The sequence below is a fragment of the Streptomyces sp. NPDC086787 genome (assembly GCF_044745865.1).
GTDB lineage: Bacteria > Actinomycetota > Actinomycetes > Streptomycetales > Streptomycetaceae > Streptomyces.
Map to the genome: position 1 here is coordinate 517,042 of NZ_JBIVBC010000001.1, position 23,602 is coordinate 540,643.

The following is a 23,602-nucleotide window of genomic DNA, read 5'->3' on the forward strand; positions in this document are numbered from 1 at the left end:
CCCCACACGGACACTCCGCGCCGGTTCGGGGGTCGCGGCCCGGGTGCCGGGGAGCATGTGACCGACACCGGCCACCGTCCCGTCGTACGGGACACCGCCCCAAGGGACCCCAAGGGAGAGGGATGACATTCCTCCGCCGCACCCTCCTCGCCGCCGCCACCGCCCTGCTGACCCCGCTGCCCCTCACCCAGCCGACTCAAGCGGCCCAGGTGGCGCCGGGCTGCGTCTCCTCGGTGCCGTACGTGTCCGGCACGGGCGGCTACGACACCTACCGCATCCCCGCCACGGTGGTCACCCCACGGGGCACCGTGCTGGCCTTCGCCGAGGGCAGGCACCACGGCGCCGGTGACACCGGTGACATCGATGTCGTCCTCAGACGCTCCACCGACGGCGGCTGCACCTGGGGTCCGCCGCGCGTGGTCGCCGCCGGGCACGGGAACACCCGGGGCAACCCGGCGCCGGTGATCGACCCGCGCACCGGCGCGGTCGTGCTGGTCACCTCCTACAACAGCGGTGCCGTGACCGAGGCGCGGATCATGCGCGGCGAGGTCACTCCGGCGCAGAGCCGTCGCGTGTTCGTCCAGCGCAGCACCGACGACGGCCGTGGCTTCACACCACCGCGGGACGTCACCGCCCAGGTCAAACCGAAGGGCTGGCGCTGGTACGCGACCGGCCCCGGGCACGCCGTCGCGCTCACCCGCGGCCCGCACCGGGGCCGCCTGGTCGTCCCCGCCAACCACTCGGCCGTTCCGCCCGCGGGCTCCTCCGACACCGGCCGGGAGGCCCGCTACTACGGCGCCCACGCCGTCTACAGCGACGACGGCGGCCGCACCTGGCGGCTCGGCCTGGTGGACGCCTCCTACGACGGCGTCACCAACGCCAACGAGAGCACGGCCGCCCAGCTCCCGGACGGCAGGCTGTACTTCTCCTCCCGCGACGAGAACGGCACCGCCCCCGGCAACCGCCTCGACACCTACTCCAGCGACGGCGCCCGGACCCTCGACCGACCCTGCGCCGTCCAGCACACCCTGGACCAGGTCCCCGTGGTCCACGGGTCCCTGCTCCAGCTCCCCGGCCGCCGCGCCCCGCTGCTCTTCTCCGGCCCGTCCGTGCCCACCGCCCGCCGCTCGATGACCGTCTGGCACAGCACCGACGCCGGACGTACCTTCACCAGGGCGCTGACCCTGTCCGAGCACAAGGCCGCCTACTCCGACCTCGTTCAGGTGGACGGCGGCACGGTGGGCCTGCTGTACGAGACGGGAACGGCCGGCACCTACGACACGATCGAGTTCCGACGAATGCGGGCCGCCGACTTCTAGTGCCCACCGGGCGACGACCAGCCCCAGGGCGTGTCAGACACGCCCTGGAGCAGCCCCGCGCCCGCCAGATGCTTCCCCACCCGTTCGGTCTCCTCCGCGGACAGCGGGATCTGCGGCTCGGCCGTTGCCGGGCAGTCGATGACGCCCCGCAGATACAGGGCCGCCTTGAACGCGCCGAGCGCAGACGAGCTGCCGCCCATCCGGGCCGGGTCACCGGCGTTCACCATGCCGAACAGGGCGCACAGCCGGTCCTGTTCGGCGCGCGCGCCGACCGGGTCGTTCGAGCGGGCCAGCCGGTAGAGCCGTACATAGCCGTGCGGGTCCACGTTGGCCAGACCGGGCACCACTCCGTCGGCACCGAGCGCCAGGGCCGCGTCGGCGACCAGTTCCGAGCCGGTGAGCACGGCGAACCCGGTGGTGCGCGCGAGGCTCCGGGCGCCGGCGACGACCTCACGGAAGCCCGCGAGGTCACCGCTGGAGTCCTTCAGGCCCGCGAGCACGCCGTCGTCGGCGAGCTCCAGGACCAGGTCGGCGGGCAGCTTGGTGTGGACGGCGCCAGGGATGTCGTAGGCGATGACCGGGACGGGCGCGGCGTCCGCGATCCGGCGGTAGTGGCGGGCGATCTCCGCCCGGTGGGTGCGGGTGTAGAAGGGGGCGGTGACGACGACCGCCCGCGCGCCCGCCGCGGTGACCGCCCGGACGTGGTCCAGTACCCGGGACGTGGTCATGTCGATCGCCCCGGCCAGCACCGGCAGCTGGCCGCCCACATGGGCCACCACCGCCTCCACCACCAGCGCGCGCTGCGCGTCCGTCAGAAACGCGGCCTCCGAGGTCGAGCCGAGCAGGAACAGGCCGTGCACTCCGCCCTCGACCAGATGGTCCACGAGCCTGAGCAGCGAGGGGACGTCCACCTCGCGGTCCGGCGTCAGGGGAGTGCAGACGGGCGGTACGACACCGGTCAACGGCGCGGGGAAGGTCATCGGGGCTCCCTGGGAACGAGGTCGCGGGTCGACTGGTCCTCCTCCACAGGATGGTGACAGCGGTAGCGATGTGCCGGGTGCGACGCGGCCGAGAAGCCGGGCATCACCGCCGCGCACACCTCGTCGGCCCGCCAGCAGCGGGTGCGGAACGGACAACCGCTCGGCGGCCGGGTCGCCGACGGCACCGGGCCGGTCAGCGGGATCGGGTCGACCCGGTCGAGCAGGCCGGGCACGGCCGAGAACAGGGCGCGGGTGTACGGGTGCCGCGCCCGGTCGGTGACCCGGTCGGCCGGGGTCTCCTCGACGATCCGGCCCAGGTACATGGTGATCACCCGGTCGCTCATCCGCCGTACGGTCCGGATGTCGTGCGAGACGAGGACCAGGGCGAGTCCCAGGCGTTCCCGCAGATCGTGGAGGAGGTTCAGGATCTGCGCCCGCACCGACACGTCGAGCGCGCTCGTCGGCTCGTCGGCCACCACCAGCTGCGGCTCCAGGGCCAGCGCGCGGGCGATCGCGACCCGCTGCCGCTGCCCGCCCGAGAGCTGTCCGGGCAGGGCGTCGCCCAGCGCGCGGGGCAGTCCGACGAGCGACAGCAGCTCCCCGACCCGTTCGTCCCGCCAGGGCCGTGTCCCGCGCCCGTGGACGTCCAGCGGATCGCGCAGGATGCGATGAACGGGCAGCCGCCGGTTCAGCGCCGTCGACGGATCCTGGAAGACCATCCCGACCCCCGTCCCGACGGCGGCCCGGCGTTCCCCGGCAGACATGGCCCACAGGTCACGCCCCCGGAACGAGACCGTTCCGGCCGTCGGCCGCTCCACCCCCACCAGCACCTTCGCCAGCGTCGACTTCCCGCACCCGGACTCGCCCACCACCCCCACCGTCTCCCCGGCCCGCACGACGAGACCGGCGCCGGTGAGCGCGTACACCCGCTCCCGGCCGAACAGGCCGCCGCCGCGCGCCTTGTGGACGACATGGACGTTCGCCAGTTCAGCGAGTGCGGGTGCGAGCGCGGCTGTGGCCGCGGCCGTGGGTGCGTTCACGTGACGGCCTCGCTCCGCGGTGTCGTCGGATCCACCGCCGGGTGATGGCAGGCGACCGTGTGGGTGGGCGTTCCGGTCAGGGCCGGGACGGTCGCGCGGCATGCCTCGGTCGCCGAGCCGCAGCGGTTCGCGAAGCGGCAGCCCGGTGGGAAGCCGGACGGGGCCGGGACGGTGCCCGGGATCCGGGTCAGCCGTTCGGCCGCCGTTTCGAGGGAGAGGACGCTGCCGAGCAGCCCGCGTGTGTAGGGGTGGGCCGGGGCCGCCAGCAGGTCGGCGGTCACCCCCGTCTCCACGATCCGCCCGCCGTACATCACCGCCACCCGGTCGGTGACGTCGGCGACCAGCGCCAGGTCGTGCGAGACCAGGACCAGTGCGAAGCCCAGCTCCTCCCGCAGCCTCAGCAGCAGCCGCATGACCTGCGCCTGCACGGTCACGTCCAGTGCGGTCGTCGGCTCGTCGGCGATGATCAGTCGGGGGTCGCGGGACAGGGCCATGGCGATGAGCACGCGCTGCCGCTGCCCGCCGGACAGCTCGTGCGGACAACTGCGCAGGGTGCGGCCGGGGTCGAGGCCGACCAGGGTGAGCAGCTCCGCCGGGGTGCGGCGGCCGCCGCGCCGGACGAGCTGCCCCAGCTGGGCGCGGACGGTCATCGCCGGGTTCAGGGCGGACAGCGCGTCCTGGTGGACCATCGCCATCTCGTGGCCGAGGAGCGCGCGCCGGGTCCGCTCCGGTACGGCGAGCAGGTCCCGGCCGCCGAACCGGATCCGCCCGCCGACCCGGGCGTCCCGGGGCTGGAGTCCCATGACGGCGAGCGCGGTCAGCGACTTGCCGCAGCCGGACTCGCCGACCAGGCCAAGGACCTCCCCGGCCCGCACCTCGAAGCCGACCCCGGCGACGATGTCCACGCCGCCGTTCCGACGGCCGAAGCCGACCGCGAGCTCCTCCACCGCGAGCACCGGCGGACCGCCCGTGCCGCCCGTGCCGTCCGGCGGCCGGACCCGCGCGCGCAGCCGGGCGGCCGCTTCGGCCAGACCGGGCGGCAGCGGCGGCACTTCGCCGCCGTGCGCCTGCGGCCCGTGTGTCTGCGGCTCGTGGAGCGGCTCCCGGCCGTCCTCGCCGGAACGTAGGGCCGTCTCCCGGCCTGCGGGCGCCGCCCACGCGTCCGAGGCACCCTCGGACAGGACGTTCAGCGACAGGACGGTGACGAGCATCAGCAGCCCGGGGAACGCGGTCGCCCACCAGCCGCCGGTGAGCACCATGTTCTTGCCGTCGGCGATGACACTGCCCCAGGACGGGTCCGGCGGCCGCACTCCCGCGCCGATGAAGGACAGCGACGCCTCGAAGACGATCGCCTCGGCGACCTGCACGGTGCAGAACACCAGCACCGGCGCCGCGCAGTTGACGGCGACGTGCCGGAACACGATGTGCGGTGTGCGCGCGCCGATCACCCGTTCCGCGGTGACGTAGTCCTCGCCGTACTGGTCGAGGACGTTCGCCCGTACGACCCGTGCCATCGGCGGGGTGAACAGGAACGCGATCGCGCAGATCAGTACGGTGATGCCGCCGCCGAAGACGGCGACGAGCACGGCGGCCAGCGCGATGCCGGGGAACGCCATCACCACGTCCAGACAGCGCATCAGCGTCTCGTCCAGGCCCTTGCGGGAGGTGGCCGCCACCGCCCCGAGGACCGCGCCGGCCAGCAGCGCCAGCGCCGTCGCGCCCAGGCCGATGGCGAGGGACCAGCGGGCGCCGTACATCAGCCTGCTGAGGATGTCCCGGCCGAGACTGTCCTGCCCCAGCCAGTGGGCGGCGGACGGATGCCCGGTGCCGTCCGCGGGCGGCTGCTGGTCGAGCGGGTCGTCGGGGGCGAGCACCGGCGCGAGCAGGGCGAACAGCACGACGACGGCCAGCACGCCCACGGCGGCCTTGGACGACAGGGGCAGCCTGGACATCAGGTCGCCTCCCTCAGCCGCGGGTTGACCAGGAGACAGAGCAGGTCGACGACCAGGTTGACGACGACGAAACCGGCCGCCGTGGTCAGTACGACACCCTGGACGACCGCCGGGTCACCGTTCTGCACGGCGTCGATCATCAGTTTCCCCATGCCCGGCAGCGAGAAGACGGTCTCGATGACGACGGCACCGCCCAGCAGATGGCCGACGCGCAGGCCGAGCACGGTCAGCGGGTTGACGAGGGCGTTGCGCAGCACGTTGCGCCCCACCACCACCCGGGGCGGCAGCCCGCCGCCGATCGCGGTGCGCACATAATCCTTGTCCAGCTCCTCCACCACGGACGTGCGCACGATCCGGGTGAGCTGCGCGGCCACCGGCAGGGACAGTGCGAGCGCGGGCAGGGCCATCGTGCGCAGCCAGCCGGTGACCGAGTCGCCCGGGTTGACATAGCCGCCGGCCGGGAACCAGCCCCGCTCCACCGCCAGGTACTGGATCATCAGCAGCGCCAGCCAGAATCCCGGCGCGGCCACCCCGGTCAGCGACACGACCCGGACGATGCGGTCGGGCAGCCGGTCCCGGTGGACCGCCGCCGTCACCCCGCCGAGCAGCGCCAGCAGCACCGCGATGCCGAGCCCCAGGAAGGTGAGCTGGAGGGTGAGCGGCAGGGCGGTGACGATCTGGTCGGCGACCGGTGCCCGGGTCAGGGTGCTGGTCCCCAGGTTCCCGTGGAGCAGGTCGCCGACGAAGTGCACGTAGCGCACCGGGAGCGGGTCGAGCAGGCCGCCGCGCTCCCGGAAGTCGTGCAGCTGCCGGGGGGTCGGGTTGGCGCCCTGGAAGAACGCGGACGCCGGATCGACGTCGGAGAACCGCATCACCAGGAACACGAACAGCACGATGCCCAGCATCAGCGGCACCAGCAGGGCGATCCGGCGGAGCAGGATCCGTACGAAAACCGTCATGCCGTCAGACCCACTTCGCCTGGAGCAGGTTGACGCCCGGATAGGGCTGCGCCCGCATCCCGGTGAGCCTCCGCGGGTTCCAGGCGGTCATCAGCTCGTTGTGCACGACCGGGTAGAGCACGGCCTGTTCGGCGACGACGTCCAGGCAGTCCTGGACCAGCGCCCTCTTCCGCTCGGGGTCGGGCTCCCGGGTGGCCCGGTCCATGTCCGTGAAGAGCCGCTTCGCGACCGGGTGCCCGGTCCAGCGGGCGTAGCCCGTCCAGAGGTTCCGGGGGCCGTAGTTGTAGCGCAGGATCAGGTCGGCGTCGACGCCGAACTGGTTGGGGTTGGAGGCAGCGGCGACGACCTGGTAATCCCGTTTCTGGTCCAGCTTGGTGAACACGGCCGTGGTCTCCTGCGGGGACAGGGTGGTCTCGACCCCGATCGCGTCCCAGGACGACTTGATGGTGGGCAGGCAGTCCGTGACCCAGCTGACGTTCACCGCGAGGAGGTCGACCTTCAGGTCCCTCACCCCGGCCGCCTTCAGCAGCGCCCGCGCCCTGCCGGGATCGTGGCCGTACACGGTCCTCGCCCGCCGGTAGGAGGGGTTGCCCTCGTCGAGGAAGGACGTGGCGGGTCTGCCGTGCCCCTTGAGCGCGACCTCGACCATCGTCCGGGTGTCGATGGCGTGGTGCAGCGCCTGCCGCACCCGTACGTCGTCGAACGGCCTGTGCCCGGTGTTGAACATCAGGAACAGGTTGTTCATGCCCGCCGCGCCCACCACCGACATCCCGCCCTCGCGCAGCCGCGCGATGTTGGCGTACGGGACGTTGTCGGCGAGCTGCGCGCCCGCACGGGCCCCGGAGATCCGCGCCACGCGGGGTGCGGCGTCCACGATGGTCAGCCAGTTCATCCGCCGGAAGGCGGGCCGGCGCGCCCCGTTGTAGCCGTCGAACGCCTCGAAGACGGTGTTGGACTTCGGGTGGTGCGCGACCTGCCGGTACGGCCCCGAGCCGACGGCCCTGCCCCTGACCGCGTCGTCCCAGGCCCCCGGCCGGGAGAACACGTGCCTTGGCATGATCTTGGCCAGGGTGAGCCGGGGGAGGCCGTCCGGGAACGGGAACCCGAGCACCAGCTCGACGCTGCGCGCGTCGACCTTACGGACCTCCGTCAGCCAGTCCGCGAAGAACCCCTTGGCCAGGGTCTGCGTGCCCGGGTCGAGGATCCGGTCGAAGGCGAAGACCACGTCGTCGGCGGTCACCGGCCTGCCGTCGTGGAACACCGCGCCCGGCCGCAGTGTGAACCGCCAGGTGGTCGCGCGGGGGTCGGCGGGCAGCCGGGTGGCGAGGGCCGCGTACGGCTCGCGGGTGACCGGGTCGGTGTCGAGCAGTCCTTCGTAGACATGGTTGTTCCCGGCCATGGCGAACGCGGACGCCGTCTGCGTCGGATCCCAGCTGCCGTCGTTGCCGTACCCGATCACCGCGGTCAGCGTGCGGTCCTTCCCGCCGACGGCGTTCGTGGACTCCGGCCCGGCGGAACAGGCGGCCGTCGAGAACGGCGACAGCGGGAGGAGGGCCGCCGCCGTGCGCTTCAGGAGCGACCGGCGATACGGCTCCGGCACCTCGCGGGGCACGTCGTCGTGCACGGTTCCTCCAGATATGAAGGTCTATGTCCGTTCGGTCGGCGTGACCATGGGAGCGCCCGCGGGGGCGAGCGGTCAAGGCGGCCCACACGAATGGCGCAGGGTCTGTCGTTCGGATCGGGTCGCAGGATTCCGAGGGTGCGTTGTCGGCGGGGGTGAGCGGGGTCCGGTGCGTGCGGCTGCAAGGCGGAGGAGGGAGTCGACGCGGCGCGTCGGCGACCGACGACAACGCGGCGGCCGTGCGTGCCGGACCCCGCGTCTGCGGCCTGATCCGAACGACAGACCCTGGGCGCCGGGGGGAGTGGTCAAGGGAGAGGGAAATGGCGGGAGTTGGTGCGGGCGGGCGACGCGGCTGTCCGGCACCGGCCGCGCGAGGGCAGAATGGGGGCATGACTTCGTTCCGCGACCACGGCTGCCCGCGCTCCACCGGGTGCGGGGGTCCGCGGTGAGCCTCTTCCGGGACGACGGCATCGTGCTGCGCACCCAGAAGCTGGGAGAGGCGGACCGCATCATCACGCTGCTCACACGCGGTCACGGCCGGGTACGGGCCGTGGCGCGCGGGGTGCGGCGCACGAAGTCCAAGTTCGGTGCCCGGCTCGAACCCTTCTCCCATGTCGACGTGCAGTTCTTCGCCCGGGGTGGCGAGCTGATCGGCCGCGGGCTGCCGCTGTGCACCCAGAGCGAGACCATCGCGCCGTACGGCGGCGGCATCGTCACCGACTACGCGCGGTACACGGCCGGTACCGCCATGCTGGAGACCGCCGAGCGGTTCACCGACCACGAGGGCGAGCCCGCCGTGCAGCAGTATCTGCTGCTGGTCGGCGCGCTGCGCACCCTGGCCCGCGGCGAGCACGCCCCGCACCTGGTGCTCGACGCCTTCCTGCTGCGCTCCCTCGCGGTCAACGGCTACGCCCCCAGCTTCGGCGACTGCGCGAAGTGCGGAATGCCCGGACCGAACCGGTTCTTCTCGGTCGCCTCCGGCGGCAGCGTCTGCGTCGACTGCCGGGTGCCCGGCAGCGTCGTACCCTCGCCGGAGACCCTCCTCCTGCTCGGCGCGCTGCTTACGGGAGACTGGGAGACGGCGGACGCGTGCGAGCCGCGGTATGTCCGGGAGGGGAGCGGGCTGGTGTCCGCCTACCTGCACTGGCACCTGGAGCGCGGACTGCGCTCGCTCAGGTACGTGGAAAAGTAACCAGTGGAAAAGCAAGCAGAGGGACAAGGGAGACGAGAGGCACATGGTGGTACGCGGGATTCTGGGGCGCCAGCGCCGCGAGCACAGGACGCCGGAGCCGCACCCGTCCGGCGCCCGCCCGCCGAAGCTCCCCGGTGAGCTCGTCCCGGAGCATGTGGCGATCGTCATGGACGGCAACGGCCGCTGGGCCAAGGAGCGCGGGCTGCCCCGCACCGAGGGCCACAAGGTCGGCGCGGAGCGCGTGCTCGACGTGCTCCAGGGCTCGATCGAGATCGGCGTCCGGAACATCTCCCTGTACGCCTTCTCCACCGAGAACTGGAAGCGCTCGCCCGACGAGGTGCGCTTCCTGATGAACTTCAACCGGGACTTCATCCGCAAGACCCGCGACCAGCTCGACGAGCTCGGCATCCGGGTGCGCTGGGTGGGCCGGATGCCCCGGCTGTGGAAGTCGGTCGCCAAGGAGCTCCAGGTCGCCCAGGAGCAGACCAAGGGCAACGACCTGCTGACCCTCTACTTCTGCATGAACTACGGCGGTCGCGCCGAACTCGCCGACGCGGCCAAGGCGATGGCGGAGGACGTGAAGGCGGGCCGGCTCGACCCGTCGAAGGTCTCCGAGAAGACCATCCAGAAGTACCTGTACTACCCGGACATGCCGGACGTGGACCTGTTCCTGCGGCCCAGCGGCGAGCAGCGCACCTCCAACTACCTGCTGTGGCAGAGCGCGTACGCCGAGATGGTCTTCCAGGACGTCCTGTGGCCCGACTTCGACCGGCGCGACCTGTGGCGGGCCTGCCTCGAATTCGCCTCCCGCGACAGGAGGTTCGGCGGCGCGATCCCCAACGAGGAACTCGCCGCCATGGAGGGACGCACCGCGGAGGAGACGGGCGAGTAGACGGGGGAGCGGGCCGAGGGGCAGCCAGCCACCTCACAGCCACCGGAGGTTCACGCGAGTGATCGACGATCGGCTCATGAGACGCCTCACCCCCGCCCTCGCCCTGTGCTCCCTGCTGGTCGCGGCCTCGCCCGCCGAGGCCGCGCACCAGCCCGCGCACCGCGACGCCTACGGCACCAAGGCGACGTACACGCCTGAGCAGAACCCGCGCACCTACCAGCGGCCCCCGGCCGGATTCGCCCCCGTCTTCACGGAGAACGTCTCCCGGCACGGCTCCCGCTCCGCCACCGACAGCGAGGACGGCGACCTGATCCTCGCCCTGTGGGGCAAGGCCGAGACCGAGGGCGGACTCACCCGCCGGGGCAAGGAGTTCGGTCCGACCGTCCGTGCGCTGATGGACGCCATGGCCAAGGTCGGGTACGGCAACCTCAGCGGTCGCGGCGAGCGGGAGATGCGGGACACCGCCGTTCGCGCGCAGCGGCGGCTGCCCGGACTCTTCGCGCGGATCGCCGACCGGGGCGAGAAGATCGACGTGGTCAGCTCGGGACAGGGTCGTGCCGTCGACAGCGGCAACGAGTTCACCGGCGCCCTCGCCGAGGCCGACCCGGCGCTGAAGCCGCTCATCGGCCCGGCCCGCACCGACAAGGACCTGCTGTACTTCCACAAGTCGGCGGGTGGCGCGGCCTACCGTGACTACGTGGAGAACGACCAGCGGCTGGCGACGACCCTCAAGTCGATCACGGACCAGCCGCGGACCCACCGGGCGGCCCGAAGCGTCCTGCGGGAGATCTTCAAGAGCGACTTCGTGGCCGGGATCTCCGAGGAGGACCGGGTCGCCGCGGCCCAGGCCGTCTACAACCTGTACGCGATCGCCCCGGCGATGAGCGAGGAGAGCCCCGGTGGCAGGGGCTGGGCCATGGACCGTTTCATCTCGCGGCGGGACGCTGCCTGGTTCGGCTACCTCGGCGACACCGAGGACTTCTACGAGAAGGGCCCGGGCTTCGCGGACAGCGACATCACGTACAAGATGGCCGGTGTCCTGCTGGACGACTTCTTCAAGCAGATCGAGGCCAAGCGGGCCGGTACCAGCGACCTGGGCGCCGAACTGCGCTTCACGCACGCCGAGGAGATCATCCCGCTGGCGGCCCTGATGGGCCTGCCGGGCAGCACCGAGCCGGCCGCCCCCGGCCGCCCCTACACCTACGTCTCCAACCCCTGGCGGGGTGCGTCGGTGGCCCCCCTGGGCGCGAACATCCAGTGGGACGTCTTCAGCAAGGGCAACCGCTACCTGGTGCGCATGCTCTACAACGAGCGGGAGACGGCCTTCAAGCAGGACTGCCACCCGATCACCAAGGGCAGCAGGTTCTACGACGTGAACGAACTGGAACGCTGCTTCGGCCGCGGCTGAACGCCTGACCGGGGGCGGCAGCCCCCGGTCCCGGCCGCGTCAGGCAACCCGCACGACTCACGCGCAACCGGCGGCGCACTCCGCGCAGGTGCCGAAGATCTCCACCGTGTGCGCCACGTTGACGTAACCGTGCTCGGCCGCGATGGTCTCCGCCCACTGTTCCACCGCGGGCCCCTCCACCTCGACGGCCTTGCCGCAGCCACGGCAGACGAGGTGGTGGTGGTGTTCGCCGCTGGAGCAGCGACGGTAGACGGACTCGCCGTCGGAGGTGCGCAGGACGTCGACCTCACCCGCGTCGGCGAGTGACTGAAGGGTCCGGTAGACCGTCGTCAACCCGACCGAGTCGCCCTTGTGCTTGAGCATGTCGTGGAGCTCCTGCGCGCTGCGGAACTCGTCGACCTCGCCCAGGGCCGCCGCCACGGCAGCCCGCTGGCGGGTCGCACGGCCCTTCACGGGCGGTCCAGCGGTCGTCACCGGTTGCCTCCTGTTTCCGGCTCGCGTCTGCGTCTGCCGGGCCATTGTGCCAGCCCGGGACGCGCGCGGTCAGACGCCGACCTCGTCGGCCGCCTCCCGGGTGGCCGGAATCGAGCACTCCACGGGGTCCCCGGCGGGCCGCGAGGCCGCGGCCGCACGGGCGCGGCGGCGGCCCAGCGGAGCGGCCAGCGCGGTCATCACGAGGAACGCGCCGATGGTCAGCAGCACGATGGTCGCGCCGGGCGGCACGTACTGGTAGTACGACGTGACCGTGCCGCCGATGGTGACGGTCACCCCGATGGCGACGGCGATCGCGAACGTCGCCGTGAAGCTGCGGGTGAGTTGCTGTGCGGCCGCCACCGGCACGACCATCAGCGCGGACACCAGCAGCAGCCCGACCACGCGCATCGCGACGGTCACCGTGACCGCCGCGGTGACCGCCGTCAGCAGGTTGAGGGCGCGCACCGGCAGGCCGGTGACCCGGGCGAACTCCTCGTCCTGGCTGACCGCGAACAGCTGTCGGCGCAGACCGATGGTGACGAGCAGGACGAAGGCGGCGAGCACGCAGATCGCGGTGACGTCGGACTGGGACACCGTGGCGAGCGAGCCGAAGAGGTACGAGGTGAGGTTCGCGTTGGAGCCGCCCGCGACGTTGATGAGCATCACGCCGCCGGCCATGCCGCCGTAGAAGAGCATGGCGAGGGCGATGTCGCCGCGGGTGCGGCCGTACCAGCGGATCAGTTCCATCAGCACCGCGCCGAGCACGGAGACCGCCGTCGCCATCCAGACGGGGGAGGTGGACAGCAGGAAGCCGAGGCCGACGCCGGTCATCGCCACATGGCCGATGCCGTCGCCCATCAGGGCCTGGCGGCGCTGGACCAGGTAGATACCGACGGCGGGGGCGGTGATGCCGACCAGTACGGCGGCGAGCAGGGCCCGCTGCATGAAGGCGTAGTTCAGGAAGTCCATCAGCTCAGCAGTCCCGTGCGGATCGGCTCGGCGCCCTCGGGCGCGTGCGGGTGTACGTGGTCGTGGCCCGGCAGGGCGTGCTGGCCGACGGCGCGCGGCGGCGGGCCGTCGTGCTGGACGCAGCCGTCGCGCAGTACGACGGCCCGGTCGATCAGCGGCTCCAGCGGGCCCAGTTCGTGCAGCACCAGCAGGACGGTCGTGCCCTTCGCGACCTGGTCGGCGAGGGTGTGCGCGAGGATCTCCTGGCTTGCCAGGTCGACGCCGGCCATCGGCTCGTCCATGATCAGCAGCTCGGGCTCGGCGACCAGGGCGCGGGCGATGAGCACCCGCTGGTGCTGGCCGCCGGAGAGCGCGTTCACCGAGTCACCGGCCCGGTCGGCCATGCCGACCGACTCCAGGGCCCGCCGTACCGCCTCGTGGTCGGTCCTGCGGAAGAGCCCGAAGCGGGTGCGGGACAGGCGCCCCGAGGAGACGATCTCGGTGACCGTGGCGGGGACGCCGCCCGCGGCCGTGGTGCGCTGCGGTACGTAGCCCACGCGCGCCCAGTCGCGGAAGGTACGGCGGGGGGTGCCGAACAGCTCGATGGTGCCGCTGCTGACCGGTACCTGTCCGATGATGCCGCGGATGGCCGTCGACTTGCCCGAGCCGTTGGCGCCGAGCAGGGCGACGACCTCGCCGCGGCGCACGGTCAGGTCGATGCCGCGCAGGACGGGGCGCGACCCGAGTTCGGCGGTCACACCGCGCATCGCTATGACGGGCTCACCCATGGCGTTCTCGTGTTCCTCCGTGCGGTTGGTCACTTCGCTCCCAGGGCTGTGCGCAGGGCTTTCAGGTTGGCCTCCTGGACGGCGAAGTAGTCCTTGCCGCGGGACCTGTCCGTGATGCCCTCGATCGGGTCGAGGACGTCCGTCCTCAGGTCGGCGTCCTCGGCGATGGTCTTCGCGGTGCGGTCGCTGACGAGGGTCTCGTAGAAGACGGTGGTGACGCCGTCGGCGCGGGCCATTTTCTCCAGGTCCCGGACCCGTCCGGCGGTGGGCTCGGACTCGGGGTCGAGTCCGCTGACGGCCTCCTCGGTGAGGCCGTAGCGCTCGGCGAGGTAGCCGAAGGCGGCGTGCGTGGTGATGAAGACCTTGCCGCGGGTGTCCGCGAGGCCCTGCCGGAACCGGGTGTCGAGACCGCCGAGCCGCCGCACCAGGGCGGTGGTGTTCTTCCGGTAGTCGGCGGCGTGCTCCGGGTCCGCCTTCGCGAAGGCGGCGCCCACGCCCTTGGCGACCTCGGCGTACTTCACGGGGTCGAGCCAGAAGTGCGGGTCCTTGCCGGACTCCTCGGAGTGCTCGTGCCCGTCGCCCTCGTGCGCGGCCGCGTGGCCGCCGACCTCGGCGCCGTGCTCCTTCAGCGTGGTCAGGGAGGCCGCGTCGATCTTCGTCTTCAGATCGGACTGGGCCACCGCGTCGTCGACGGCGGGCTGGAGGTGCTTGAGATAGAGGACGGCGTCGGACTGCTGGAGCTGGACCATCTGCTTGGTGCTGAGCTCCAGGTCGTGCGGTTCCTGCCCGGGGGAGGTCAGGCTGGTGACGTGGACGTGGCTGCCGCCGATCCGCTCGGCGAGGAAGGCCATGGGATAGAAGGACGTGACGACGTCGAACTTGCTCGTCTGTGCCTCGGCGCGGTCCGTCGCGCAGGCGGTGAGGGTGCCGAGCCCGAGGGTGGTGACCGCGGTCACCGCGGCCGCGGGTATGAGGCGTCGCCGTACGTTCATGACAGTCATTTTCAACAAAGATGGAAACGGTTGTCAACAAGCCTGCTGAGAGCTCCTGGGGCGATACCGATTTGGAGGTCGGGGATGCCCCGCCGGTAACCTGAAGCATTAGCTCTGAAGCATCTCGCTTCCTCGCCCGTCGTCGTAATGAAGAGAGCACCGTGGCCGCCGACAAGATCGACACCATCGTCAGCCTGAGCAAGCGCCGTGGCTTCGTATTCCCGTGCAGTGAGATCTACGGCGGTCAGAAGGCCGCCTGGGACTACGGACCGCTGGGTGTCGAGCTCAAGGAGAACCTCAAGCGCCAGTGGTGGCGTTACATGGTGACGTCGCGCGAGGACGTGGTCGGTATCGACTCGTCCGTGATCCTGGCCTCCGAGGTCTGGGTCGCCTCCGGCCATGTCGCCACGTTCACGGACCCGCTGACCGAGTGCACCTCCTGCCACAAGCGGTACCGCGCCGACCACCTGGAGGAGGCGTACGAGGCCAAGCACAACCGCCTGCCCGAGCACGGCCTCGCCGACGTGAACTGCCCCAACTGCGGCAACAAGGGCCAGTTCACCGAGCCCAAGCAGTTCTCCGGCCTCCTCTCCACCCACCTCGGTCCGACCCAGGACTCCGGCTCCGTCGCCTACCTGCGTCCGGAGACCGCCCAGGGCATCTTCACCAACTTCGCCCAGGTGCAGACCACCTCGCGACGCAAGCCGCCGTTCGGCATCGCGCAGATGGGCAAGTCCTTCCGCAACGAGATCACGCCCGGCAACTTCATCTTCCGCACCCGCGAGTTCGAGCAGATGGAGATGGAGTTCTTCGTCAAGCCGGGCGAGGACGAGCAGTGGCAGGAGTACTGGATGGAGCAGCGCTGGAACTGGTACACCGGCCTGGGCCTGCGTGAGGAGAACATGCGCTGGTTCGAGCACCCGAAGGAGAAGCTCTCCCACTACTCCAAGCGCACCGCCGACATCGAGTACCGCTTCAACTTCGGCGGCAACGAGTGGGGCGAGCTGGAGGGTGTCGCCAACCGCACCGACTACGACCTGTCGGCCCACGCGAAGGCCTCCGGCCAGAACCTGTCCTACCTCGACCAGGAGGCCGGCGAGCGCTGGACCCCCTACGTCATCGAGCCCGCCGCCGGTGTCGGCCGCGCCATGCTCGCCTTCCTCCTCGACGCCTACATCGAGGACGAGGCCCCCAACGCCAAGGGCAAGCTGGAGAAGCGCACGGTGCTGCGCCTGGACCACCGCCTGGCCCCGGTGAAGGTCGCGGTGCTCCCGCTCTCCCGCAACCCCGAGCTCTCCCCGAAGGCCAAGGGCCTCGCCCAGGCGCTGCGCCAGAACTGGAACATCGAGTTCGACGACGCGGGCGCCATCGGCCGCCGCTACCGCCGCCAGGACGAGATCGGCACGCCGTACTGCGTCACGGTCGACTTCGACACCCTGGACGACAACGCGGTGACCGTCCGCGAGCGCGACTCGATGAAGCAGGAGCGCGTGTCGCTGGACCAGATCGAGGGCTACCTGGCCTCGCGTCTGGTCGGCGCGTAGTCACGTTGACGGCGTAGGCGCACCGAGCGCGGAAGGCCGGTCCCGACGGGTTGCCCCGCCGGGACCGGCCTTTTGTCTGCCGGGGCTCTGGAATCCGGAATCCATGCCCTTAGGTCCTTTTACCCAACTTCCTTGCAAAATCGTAGGGTTGGGCTGCCCCGGGCTTCGGAGCCGTCGTAAGGATGGCCCCGGGGCGCAGCCGACAGGCCGTCACGAATCCCGGCGTCAGCCGACCCTGCGCGGCAGGCGCAGGCTCAGGAGGCTGGTGGCGGCCACCGTGGCCAGTTGGCAGAAGAGTGCCACCAGCAGTGCGCGCTGGATGCCGTAGTGCGGGATCAGTGACAGGAACAGGGTGCCCAGCGTCGCCACTCCCAGGGCCAGCGCCGACTGCTGGGTGGTGACCATCACGCCGCTGCCCACCCCGGCCCGGGCCGCCGGGACCTCGGACATGACGAGCCGCAGGACCACGGGAAGCTGGAGTGCCTGACCGGCACCGGCGACCGCCGTCCCGGGGAGCAGGGAGACGACGTCCAGGCCGGACCAGTCGCGCCAGACGGTCAGCACGATCAGCGCCACGCCCACCCCCTGGAGCAGCGAACCGGCGGTGACCACGCGTGAGCCGAAGCGGGCGACCAGCCGCGGGCCGGCGAGGGAGACGAGGAAGAAGGCCGTCGCCATCGGGGCCAGCGCCAGGCCCGCGGCCACCGGGCCGAGCCGTGCCCCCTGCTGGAGGGCCACCGCGATCACGAACATGAAGCCGCTGAAGCCCATCGAGAACGGCACCATGAGCACCAGGCCCCGGCGCAGTGACGTGAGGGCGAGCAGGCTCGGCGGGACCAGCGGGGTGCGGCCGGCGCGGTCCGCCCGGCGCTCCACGGCGTAGAACGCGGCCGCCAGGCCCGGGAACGCGGCCAGCGACAGCCAGGTCCACAGCGGCCAGCCCGCCGTCCGGCCCTCGGTGAGCGGGACGAGCAGCGCGAGGAGGGACAGGGCGAGCAGCACCGTGCCGGGGCCGTCGACCGGCTCGGGGCGCTGGGAGCGGGTCTCCGGGACGAACCGGGCGGCGAGGACCAGGCCGAGGACGACGACCGGCACGTTGACGAGGAACACCGAGCGCCAGCCGGTGCCGCCGATGTCCGCGGCGACCAGGACGCCGCCGAGGATCTGGCCCGCCACCATGGACAGGCCGGCGGTCGCGCCGTAGAGGCTCATCGCCTTCGCGCGGCGCGCGCCCGTGGTGGTCGCCTGGATGGTGGCGAGCACCTGCGGCAGCATCGCGGCGGACGCCGCGCCCTGCGCGACCCGCGCCGCCACCAGGGTCCAGGCGTCCGGTGCCAGTCCGCAGGCCAGCGACGTCAGGCCGAAGGCGATCATGCCGCCGATGAAGAGCCGACGCCGCCCGAACAGGTCGCCGAGCCGTCCGCCGAGGACGAGCAGCACGGCGTACGCGACGCCGTATCCGGCGACGACCAGTTCGAGGACGGCCTCGCTCGCGGAGAGGTCCCGGCCGATGGTGGGCAGGGCGACGTTGACGATGAAGAAGTCGACGAGGGGGAGGGCCGCGGCCAGCAGGACGGTGAACAGTCCCGGTCCGCTCAGTGCGGGTCCGGCGAGCGCGGCGGACGGGGACCGCACGGTCGGACTCGTGGTCGTGGTGGTGACGGTATCGGTCATGGAACAGAGCCTGCGCCGCCACTCAGACGGGTACCAGAGTCTTCTTATCCTGGTAGTGGCACTACCTGGCAACAGGATCCGCGTGACGGCATGCTGGAGGAATGACAACCATGGCGCACGACACCCGACGGCACCAGCTGGCGGCCTTCCTGCGCAGCCGCCGTGAGCGGATCGCGCCGGAACAGGTGGGGCTGCCGCGTGGCGCGCGCCGCCGTACTCCCGGACTGCGCCGGGAGGAGGTCGCGCAGCTCGCCGCGGTCGGTGTCACCTGGTACACCTGGCTGGAACAGGCCCGGGACATCACGGTCTCCGTGCAGGTCCTTGACGCGCTGGCCCGCAGCCTCCAGCTCGACGCCAGCGAACGCGCCCACCTGTTCGAGCTGGCCGGCTCCACCGACCCGACGCCCGCCGCGAGCTGCTCCGGCGTCGTCAGCCCGGCCGTGCGCCAGCTGCTGCACGCGCTCGAACCGGTACCGGCCTGCGTCCAGAACAGCCGGTACGACATCCTTGCCTACAACCGCACCTACGGCCGTCTGTTCAACGACCTCGACGCCGTGCCGGCCGAGGACCGCAACTGCATGCTCCTCGTCTACACCAACCCCGACTGGCGGTCGTCCATCGTGCACCTGGACGACACCATGCGGATCATGGCGGCCAAGCTGCGCGCCTCCATGGCCGGCCACCTCACCGAACCCGCCTGGAAGATGCTGGTCAAACGGCTGATGACGGAGTCGGCGGAGTTCCGCGAGAACTGGGAGCGGTACGAGGTCCTCCGCACCCGCGGCAAGACCAAGCAGTTCCGCAACCGCGCCGTCGGCCTGCTCACCGTGGACCACACGGACCTGTGGCTGAACCCCGAGTCCGGAGCGCGCATGGTGTCGTACGTGCCGACGGACGACGAGACGCGGCGCCGCCTGGAGCGGCTGCACGCGCTCATCCTCGCCGAGGACGCTCAGACGGCGGCCCCCGCCGCCTCCCTGACCTCCGGGGACTCCAGCCGCTGAGCGGTGCGCTCGGCGGTGCGGCGCGCCCACCGGCCGTTGGTGAACAGCCCGAGGGCCAGCACCGCGACGCCGCATGCCGCGAGGATCCACCAGCCGGGGCGGGACGCGGTCACGAACGCGTGCCGGTACGGCGACGAGCCCACCCCGGCGGCCAGTACGGCGCCGATCACCGCGACGCCCAGGGTCTGGCCCAGCTGCCTGCTGGTGGAGGCGACCGCCGCGGCCACCCCGGCCTGCGCCCGGGGCATCCCGGAGACCGCGGTGTTGGTGATCGGCGCGTTCACGAAGCCGAAGCCGATGCCGAACAGGACGTACCCGGCGAAGAGCGTGGGGTCCGACCGCTCCGCCCCGAAGGCGGCGAACAGCACCGCGCTGACGGTCATCGCGCATCCGGCGATCGCCAGCGGCAGCCGCGGACCCCGGCTGCCGACCAGCCGCCCGGACAGTGGCGCGCACAGGAACATCGGCACCGCCATGGGCAGCATCCACAGCCCGGCGTGCAGTGCGTCGAGTCCGCGCACGTTCTGGAGGTACAGCGTGGACAGGAACAGGAAGCCGCCCAGCGCGGCGAACGCGCTGATGGCGATCACCGTGGCCCCGCTGAACGGAGCCGAGCGGAAGAAGCGCAGGTCGATGAGGGGTTCGGCGCGCCGGGGTTCGTAGACCAGCAGTCCGACGAGGGCGAACAGGGCCAGCGCCGCGAACGGGGCGACCGTCCCGGGGCCCGCGTCCGGCGCCTCGATGATGGCGTAGGTGAGCGACGCGAACAGCGCGATCACCAGCAGCTGGCCGACCGGGTCGGGGCGGCGGGCCCGGGGCGCGCGGGACTCGGGGACGAAGCGCAGGGTCAGCAGCAGGGCGGTCAGCCCCACCGGCAGGTTGACCCAGAAGATCGCGCGCCAGCCGACCGAATCCACCAGGAGGCCGCCGACCAGCGGGCCGGCCGCCATGGATATGCCGACGACCGCGCCCCACACGCCGATGGCGCGGGCGCGCTCGCGCGGGTCGGTGAAGGTGTTGGTGATGATCGACATGGCGACGGGGTTGAGCATCGAACCGCCGACCGCCTGGATCATGCGGAAGGCGATCAGCGCGTCGAGGTTCGGCGCGAGGGAGCAGAGCAGCGACCCGGCGGCGAAGACCACCAGGCCCGCCAGGAACACCCGCTTGCGGCCGATCCGGTCGGCGGTCGAGCCTGCGAGCATCAGCAGCGAGGCCAGTACCAGGGTGTAGGCGTCGATCGTCCACTGGAGGCCGGACGTGCTCGCGTCGAGTTCGCGTTGCATCGACGGCAGGGCGACGTTGAGGGCGGTGACGTCGAGGCTCACGATCAGCAGGCTCATGCAGCAGATCGCGAGGACCAGTCGGCGTCGTCGGGGGCTCAGCTCTGGCATGCGATCCAGACTACGCTCGATTTCAATAGTGTGTCTAACTAATGGCATGCCTAACCAATGGCTGACGCACCCAGTCCCGTGCGTGACAATGGGGGAATGCCCAAGCCCGCGTCCCCGCTCCAGATCGGCCCGCACACCGTCCAGCCGCCCGTCGTGCTGGCCCCCATGGCTGGTATCACCAACGCGCCCTTCCGCACCCTGTGCAGGGAGTTCAGTGGCGGCAAGGGCCTGTTCGTGAGCGAGATGATCACGACCCGGGCGCTGGTCGAGCGCAACGAGAAGACCATGCAGCTGATCCACTTCGACGCGACCGAGAAGCCGCGCTCGATCCAGCTGTACGGCGTCGACCCGGCCACCGTCGGCAAGGCCGTCCGCATGATCGCGGAGGAGGACCTCGCCGACCACATCGACCTGAACTTCGGCTGCCCGGTCCCCAAGGTGACCCGCAAGGGCGGCGGCTCCGCGCTGCCGTACAAGCGCAACCTGCTGCGGGCCATCCTGCGCGAGGCCGTCAGTGGCGCCGGGGACCTCCCGGTGACGATGAAGATGCGCAAGGGCATCGACGACGACCACATCACCTACCTCGACGCCGGGCGCATCGCGGTCGAGGAGGGCGTCACGTCCATCGCCCTGCACGGCCGCACCGCCGCCCAGCACTACGGCGGCACCGCCGACTGGGACGCCATCGCCCGGCTCAAGGAGCGCGTGCCGGAGATCCCGGTCCTCGGCAACGGCGACATCTGGTCGGCCGAGGACGCGCTGCGGATGGTGCGGGAGACCGGCTGCGACGGAGTCGTGGTCGGGCGCGGCTGCCTCGGGCGCCCGTGGCTGTTCGCGGACCTGGTCGCCGCCTTCGAGGGCCGCGAGCAGGACATCGCGCGTCCCTCCCTGCGCGAGGTGGCCGACGTCATGGTCCGGCACGCCACCCTGCTCGGGGAGTGGATCGGCGACGAGTCGCGCGGGGTCATCGACTTCCGCAAGCACGTCGCCTGGTACCTCAAGGGCTTCTCGGTGGGCTCCGAGATGCGCAAGCGGCTCGCGATCACGTCCTCGCTGGAGGAACTGCGGGCCGGTCTGGACGAACTGGACCTGGACCAGCCCTGGCCGTCCGGCGCCGACGGGCCCCGCGGCCGTACGTCCGGCAACAACCGGGTGGTGCTGCCGGACGGCTGGCTGAAGGACCCGTACGACTGCGCGGGGATCAGCGAGGACGCGGAACTGGACACCTCCGGGGGCTGAACCGCCCCCGGGGCGTCAGCCCTTCTTCGGGTGCGGGGTGGAGCCGTACGCGGTCAGGAAGCGGTCGCGGAACGAGCTCATCTTCCACACGGGCGCGTTGTGCGCCGGCCGCAGCCCGTCCGTCCAGTTCCACCCGGCGATCTTGTCGAGCACCTTCGGGTCCTTGGCGACGATCGAGATCGGCACGTCGCGGCTGGCGTGGGTGCCGCTGACCCGGGCGATGGGCTGGTGGTCGCCGAGGAACACCAGCACCGTGTTGTCATCGCCGTAGCGCTCCAGCCACTGGGTGAGCGCCGTCACCGAGTACTGGATCGACTTGCCGTACTCCTGGCGGGACTTCGTGGTGTCCGCGATGACGTCGGACGCCTTGTTGCCCGCCGCCTGGATGTCCTTGAAGACCGAGCCGTCGCCCAGCCGGTCCCAGTCGACCATCCGCGGGATCGGCGCCCACGGCTGGTGGCTGGAGGTCAGGATGATCTCCGACATCAACTGCTTGCCGTCGGCGCGCCGCTTGCCGTGCACCCGCTGCTGGAACTGTTCGAGGGCGTACTGGTCGGGCATGGTGGACCAGCTGAACTTCGGGCCCTGGTAGCCCAGCTGGAAGGCGTTGTAGACCTTGTCGAGCCCGTAGTACTTCTGCTCGGGCCAGCCCTTCTGGATACCGGGCATGACACCGACCGTGTCGTAGGCGCCGGTCTTCTTGAAGACCTTCGTGAGACTGAGGTGGTCGCTGGCCATCACGGTCCGGTAGCGCTGCTGGTTGCTGATCCACAGCCCCGTCAGGGTGGTGGAGTGGCCGAGCCAGCTGCTGCCGCCGTAGGTCGCCGAGGTCAGCCAGCCGCTCTTCGCGTGGAACCCGGCCTTCGCCAGCGCCGCCGTCCGCTCGTCGAGCGTCTTGTCCACGCCGGGCGCCTCGATCGGGTCCTCGATCGCGCTGCGCCCGTAACTCTCGATGAACGTGAAGACCATGTCCTTGCCGCGCAGGTCGGGGACGAGCTGGCCGGGCGGGGTGTTCCCGAACCGGTCCACCTTGGCGATCTTCTGGAACTCCGCCTCGTCGCGGAGCGTGTCCCGCACCGACCTCGCCTGGTTCTTCAGCACGTCCGCGGTGTGCTTCGAGGCCGCCGGGAATCCGCCGACGGTCAGCCCGAGCGCGGTGCAGGTGATCCACACGGTGCCCACCACCAGCGTCCCCCGCGACGCGCTCGCGCGGTGCCTCGCCAGCAGGTTGCCGATCCGTACGGTCGACAGGGCCACGGCCGCGATCAGGAGGAGGACGAGGACCACGACGCCCACCGTGAGCCCCAGTTCGGCCGTGCCGCCCAAGGTGTCCCGCAGATAGCCGCGGGCGTCGGCGAACAGCGACCAGTCCAGGACGACGTTGAAGTCCCGGCCCAGGTATTCGTTGAAACCCATGTCGAGCATGTTCAGCACGGCGACCGCGCCCAGCACCGCACCGGCCACCGCCGACACCACCAGCCGGGGCCTGCGCGGCAGCGCCAGCAGCACCACCGCCCCCATCACCGCCTCGGCCGGCAGCCGCATGAACTCCACGAGCCGCAGGTTGTCGAGCGTGTTCGGCATCAGAAGACATACCTGCACGAGAACCGCGGCCAGCACGGTCACGACGACGGAGACCACCTGAGCGGCCAGGGGGTACCGACTCCGCCACGCACGCCAGATCCGCCGGGGGGTGCGGCGGGAGCGCTTTTCCGGGGCGGGCTCGGGGGTGGGAGCGGCGTCGGCGTCGGCGGGGGTGTCGTTGGGGGCCGCGTCCGGTTCGGCGTCGGCGGCGTCGTCGACGACATCGGCGGTGCTCGCTGCGGCGGCCTCTTCGGTCCGGTCGGCGGACTCCGAGTCGTCCGGGTCCGTGCCGGGGGCCGTGGTCCCGGCGGCGGGCTCTTCGGCCCGGCCCGTGGCGTCTGCGGTGTCCGGGGTTTCGGTGCCGGAGGCCGGGGCCGCGCTCACGGACCTCTCGCTGTCCCCGGTCGAATCGCTCGGTTCCACGCCCGTACTACCTGACTGGCGCGTGCTCGTGTGCTGAGGCAAACCGGCGGTCCTTCCGTGCGCGACCTGAACGTAGGGGGGGCGGGCGCACTGGGGAGGTGCGGTCCCGCCGCCCTTCCGTACGGCTCGGTCATGGTGCCTGTTCAGCGCCTCGGGCAAACACCCGGCAAACGGC

19 protein-coding genes are annotated in these 23,602 nt (G+C 71.6%); 7 read left to right on the top strand and 12 right to left on the bottom strand.

What is annotated here, in order from left to right; genetic code table 11:
* Positions 1-122 precede the first annotated feature (122 nt).
* A complete protein-coding gene (locus ACIPK3_RS02365) occupies positions 123-1,319 on the top strand; it encodes an exo-alpha-sialidase (RefSeq protein ID WP_402565874.1) in 1,197 nt (398 codons plus the stop codon).
* Here the strand turns inward: ACIPK3_RS02365 and ACIPK3_RS02370 are convergent.
* From ACIPK3_RS02370 to ACIPK3_RS02390, 5 genes are read right to left on the bottom strand one after another with little or no spacing between them, the layout of a single operon-like run.
* Positions 1,316-2,299: a dihydrodipicolinate synthase family protein gene (locus ACIPK3_RS02370; RefSeq protein WP_402565876.1), complete on the bottom strand. Its 984-nt coding sequence runs from the start codon at positions 2,297-2,299 to the stop codon at positions 1,316-1,318. The genes ACIPK3_RS02365 and ACIPK3_RS02370 overlap by 4 nt on opposite strands.
* Entirely contained in the window at positions 2,296-3,339 is a 1,044-nt protein-coding gene (locus ACIPK3_RS02375) for an oligopeptide/dipeptide ABC transporter ATP-binding protein (protein WP_402565878.1), read from the bottom strand. The genes ACIPK3_RS02370 and ACIPK3_RS02375 overlap by 4 nt, the downstream gene beginning before the upstream one ends.
* Positions 3,336-5,291 (bottom strand): dipeptide/oligopeptide/nickel ABC transporter permease/ATP-binding protein, encoded by a 1,956-nt coding sequence (locus ACIPK3_RS02380; protein ID WP_402565880.1) that lies wholly within the window; start codon positions 5,289-5,291, stop codon positions 3,336-3,338. The genes ACIPK3_RS02375 and ACIPK3_RS02380 overlap by 4 nt, the downstream gene beginning before the upstream one ends.
* Positions 5,291-6,250: an ABC transporter permease gene (locus tag ACIPK3_RS02385; protein WP_402565882.1), complete on the bottom strand. Its 960-nt coding sequence runs from the start codon at positions 6,248-6,250 to the stop codon at positions 5,291-5,293. The genes ACIPK3_RS02380 and ACIPK3_RS02385 overlap by 1 nt, the downstream gene beginning before the upstream one ends.
* Positions 6,251-6,254: 4 nt before the next feature.
* Positions 6,255-7,874: an ABC transporter substrate-binding protein gene (locus tag ACIPK3_RS02390; protein ID WP_402565884.1), complete on the bottom strand. Its 1,620-nt coding sequence runs from the start codon at positions 7,872-7,874 to the stop codon at positions 6,255-6,257.
* Positions 7,875-8,316: 442 nt separating this feature from the next.
* On the opposite strand from ACIPK3_RS02390, the gene recO reads away from it, so the two are divergent.
* The 3 genes from recO (at position 8,317) to ACIPK3_RS02405 (ending at position 11,363) form a co-directional block, all read left to right on the top strand.
* A complete protein-coding gene (gene recO / locus ACIPK3_RS02395) occupies positions 8,317-9,063 on the top strand; it encodes a DNA repair protein RecO (protein WP_402565886.1) in 747 nt (248 codons plus the stop codon).
* 43 nt (positions 9,064-9,106) lie between these two features.
* A complete protein-coding gene (locus ACIPK3_RS02400) occupies positions 9,107-9,955 on the top strand; it encodes an isoprenyl transferase (protein ID WP_402565887.1) in 849 nt (282 codons plus the stop codon).
* Positions 9,956-10,031: 76 nt separating this feature from the next.
* Positions 10,032-11,363 (top strand): histidine-type phosphatase, encoded by a 1,332-nt coding sequence (locus ACIPK3_RS02405; RefSeq protein WP_402565889.1) that lies wholly within the window; start codon positions 10,032-10,034, stop codon positions 11,361-11,363.
* 57 nt (positions 11,364-11,420) lie between these two features.
* On the opposite strand, the gene ACIPK3_RS02410 is transcribed toward ACIPK3_RS02405, so the two are convergent.
* The 4 genes from ACIPK3_RS02410 to ACIPK3_RS02425 form a co-directional block, all read right to left on the bottom strand.
* Positions 11,421-11,837 carry a Fur family transcriptional regulator gene (locus ACIPK3_RS02410; protein ID WP_402565891.1) on the bottom strand — a complete coding sequence of 139 codons (417 nt, stop codon included), beginning with the start codon at positions 11,835-11,837 and terminating at the stop codon, positions 11,421-11,423.
* A gap of 69 nt (positions 11,838-11,906) precedes the next feature.
* Positions 11,907-12,806: a metal ABC transporter permease gene (locus tag ACIPK3_RS02415; RefSeq protein ID WP_402565893.1), complete on the bottom strand. Its 900-nt coding sequence runs from the start codon at positions 12,804-12,806 to the stop codon at positions 11,907-11,909.
* Positions 12,806-13,573 carry a metal ABC transporter ATP-binding protein gene (locus ACIPK3_RS02420; RefSeq protein WP_402566835.1) on the bottom strand — a complete coding sequence of 256 codons (768 nt, stop codon included), beginning with the start codon at positions 13,571-13,573 and terminating at the stop codon, positions 12,806-12,808. Before ACIPK3_RS02420 ends, ACIPK3_RS02415 begins: the two co-directional genes overlap by 1 nt.
* Before the next feature lie 29 nt (positions 13,574-13,602).
* Positions 13,603-14,565 (bottom strand): metal ABC transporter substrate-binding protein, encoded by a 963-nt coding sequence (locus tag ACIPK3_RS02425; protein ID WP_402565895.1) that lies wholly within the window; start codon positions 14,563-14,565, stop codon positions 13,603-13,605.
* A gap of 161 nt (positions 14,566-14,726) precedes the next feature.
* Between ACIPK3_RS02425 and ACIPK3_RS02430 the strand changes: the two genes are divergently transcribed.
* Entirely contained in the window at positions 14,727-16,109 is a 1,383-nt protein-coding gene (locus ACIPK3_RS02430) for a glycine--tRNA ligase (protein ID WP_402565897.1), read from the top strand.
* A gap of 225 nt (positions 16,110-16,334) precedes the next feature.
* On the opposite strand, the gene ACIPK3_RS02435 is transcribed toward ACIPK3_RS02430, so the two are convergent.
* On the bottom strand, positions 16,335-17,783 hold the full coding sequence (locus ACIPK3_RS02435) for an MFS transporter (protein ID WP_402565899.1): 1,449 nt from the start codon (positions 17,781-17,783) through the stop codon (positions 16,335-16,337).
* A 101-nt stretch (positions 17,784-17,884) separates the two neighbouring features.
* Here ACIPK3_RS02435 and ACIPK3_RS02440 point away from each other — a divergent pair, with 101 nt between their 5' ends.
* Entirely contained in the window at positions 17,885-18,787 is a 903-nt protein-coding gene (locus ACIPK3_RS02440; protein ID WP_402565901.1) for a helix-turn-helix transcriptional regulator, read from the top strand.
* On the opposite strand, the gene ACIPK3_RS02445 is transcribed toward ACIPK3_RS02440, so the two are convergent.
* The gene (locus ACIPK3_RS02445; RefSeq protein ID WP_402565903.1) at positions 18,736-20,181 is read right to left on the bottom strand and encodes an MFS transporter; all 1,446 of its coding nucleotides are present in this window, start codon (positions 20,179-20,181) and stop codon (positions 18,736-18,738) included. The two genes, ACIPK3_RS02440 and ACIPK3_RS02445, sit on opposite strands and share 52 nt — an antisense overlap.
* A gap of 96 nt (positions 20,182-20,277) precedes the next feature.
* Between ACIPK3_RS02445 and dusB the strand changes: the two genes are divergently transcribed.
* Complete coding sequence (gene dusB / locus ACIPK3_RS02450) at positions 20,278-21,420, top strand: tRNA dihydrouridine synthase DusB (RefSeq protein ID WP_402565904.1); 1,143 nt, start codon at positions 20,278-20,280, stop codon at positions 21,418-21,420.
* A 15-nt stretch (positions 21,421-21,435) separates the two neighbouring features.
* Here dusB and ACIPK3_RS02455 read toward each other — a convergent pair whose 3' ends face one another.
* The gene (locus ACIPK3_RS02455) at positions 21,436-23,388 is read right to left on the bottom strand and encodes a sulfatase-like hydrolase/transferase (protein ID WP_402565906.1); all 1,953 of its coding nucleotides are present in this window, start codon (positions 23,386-23,388) and stop codon (positions 21,436-21,438) included.
* Positions 23,389-23,602: the final 214 nt, after the last annotated feature.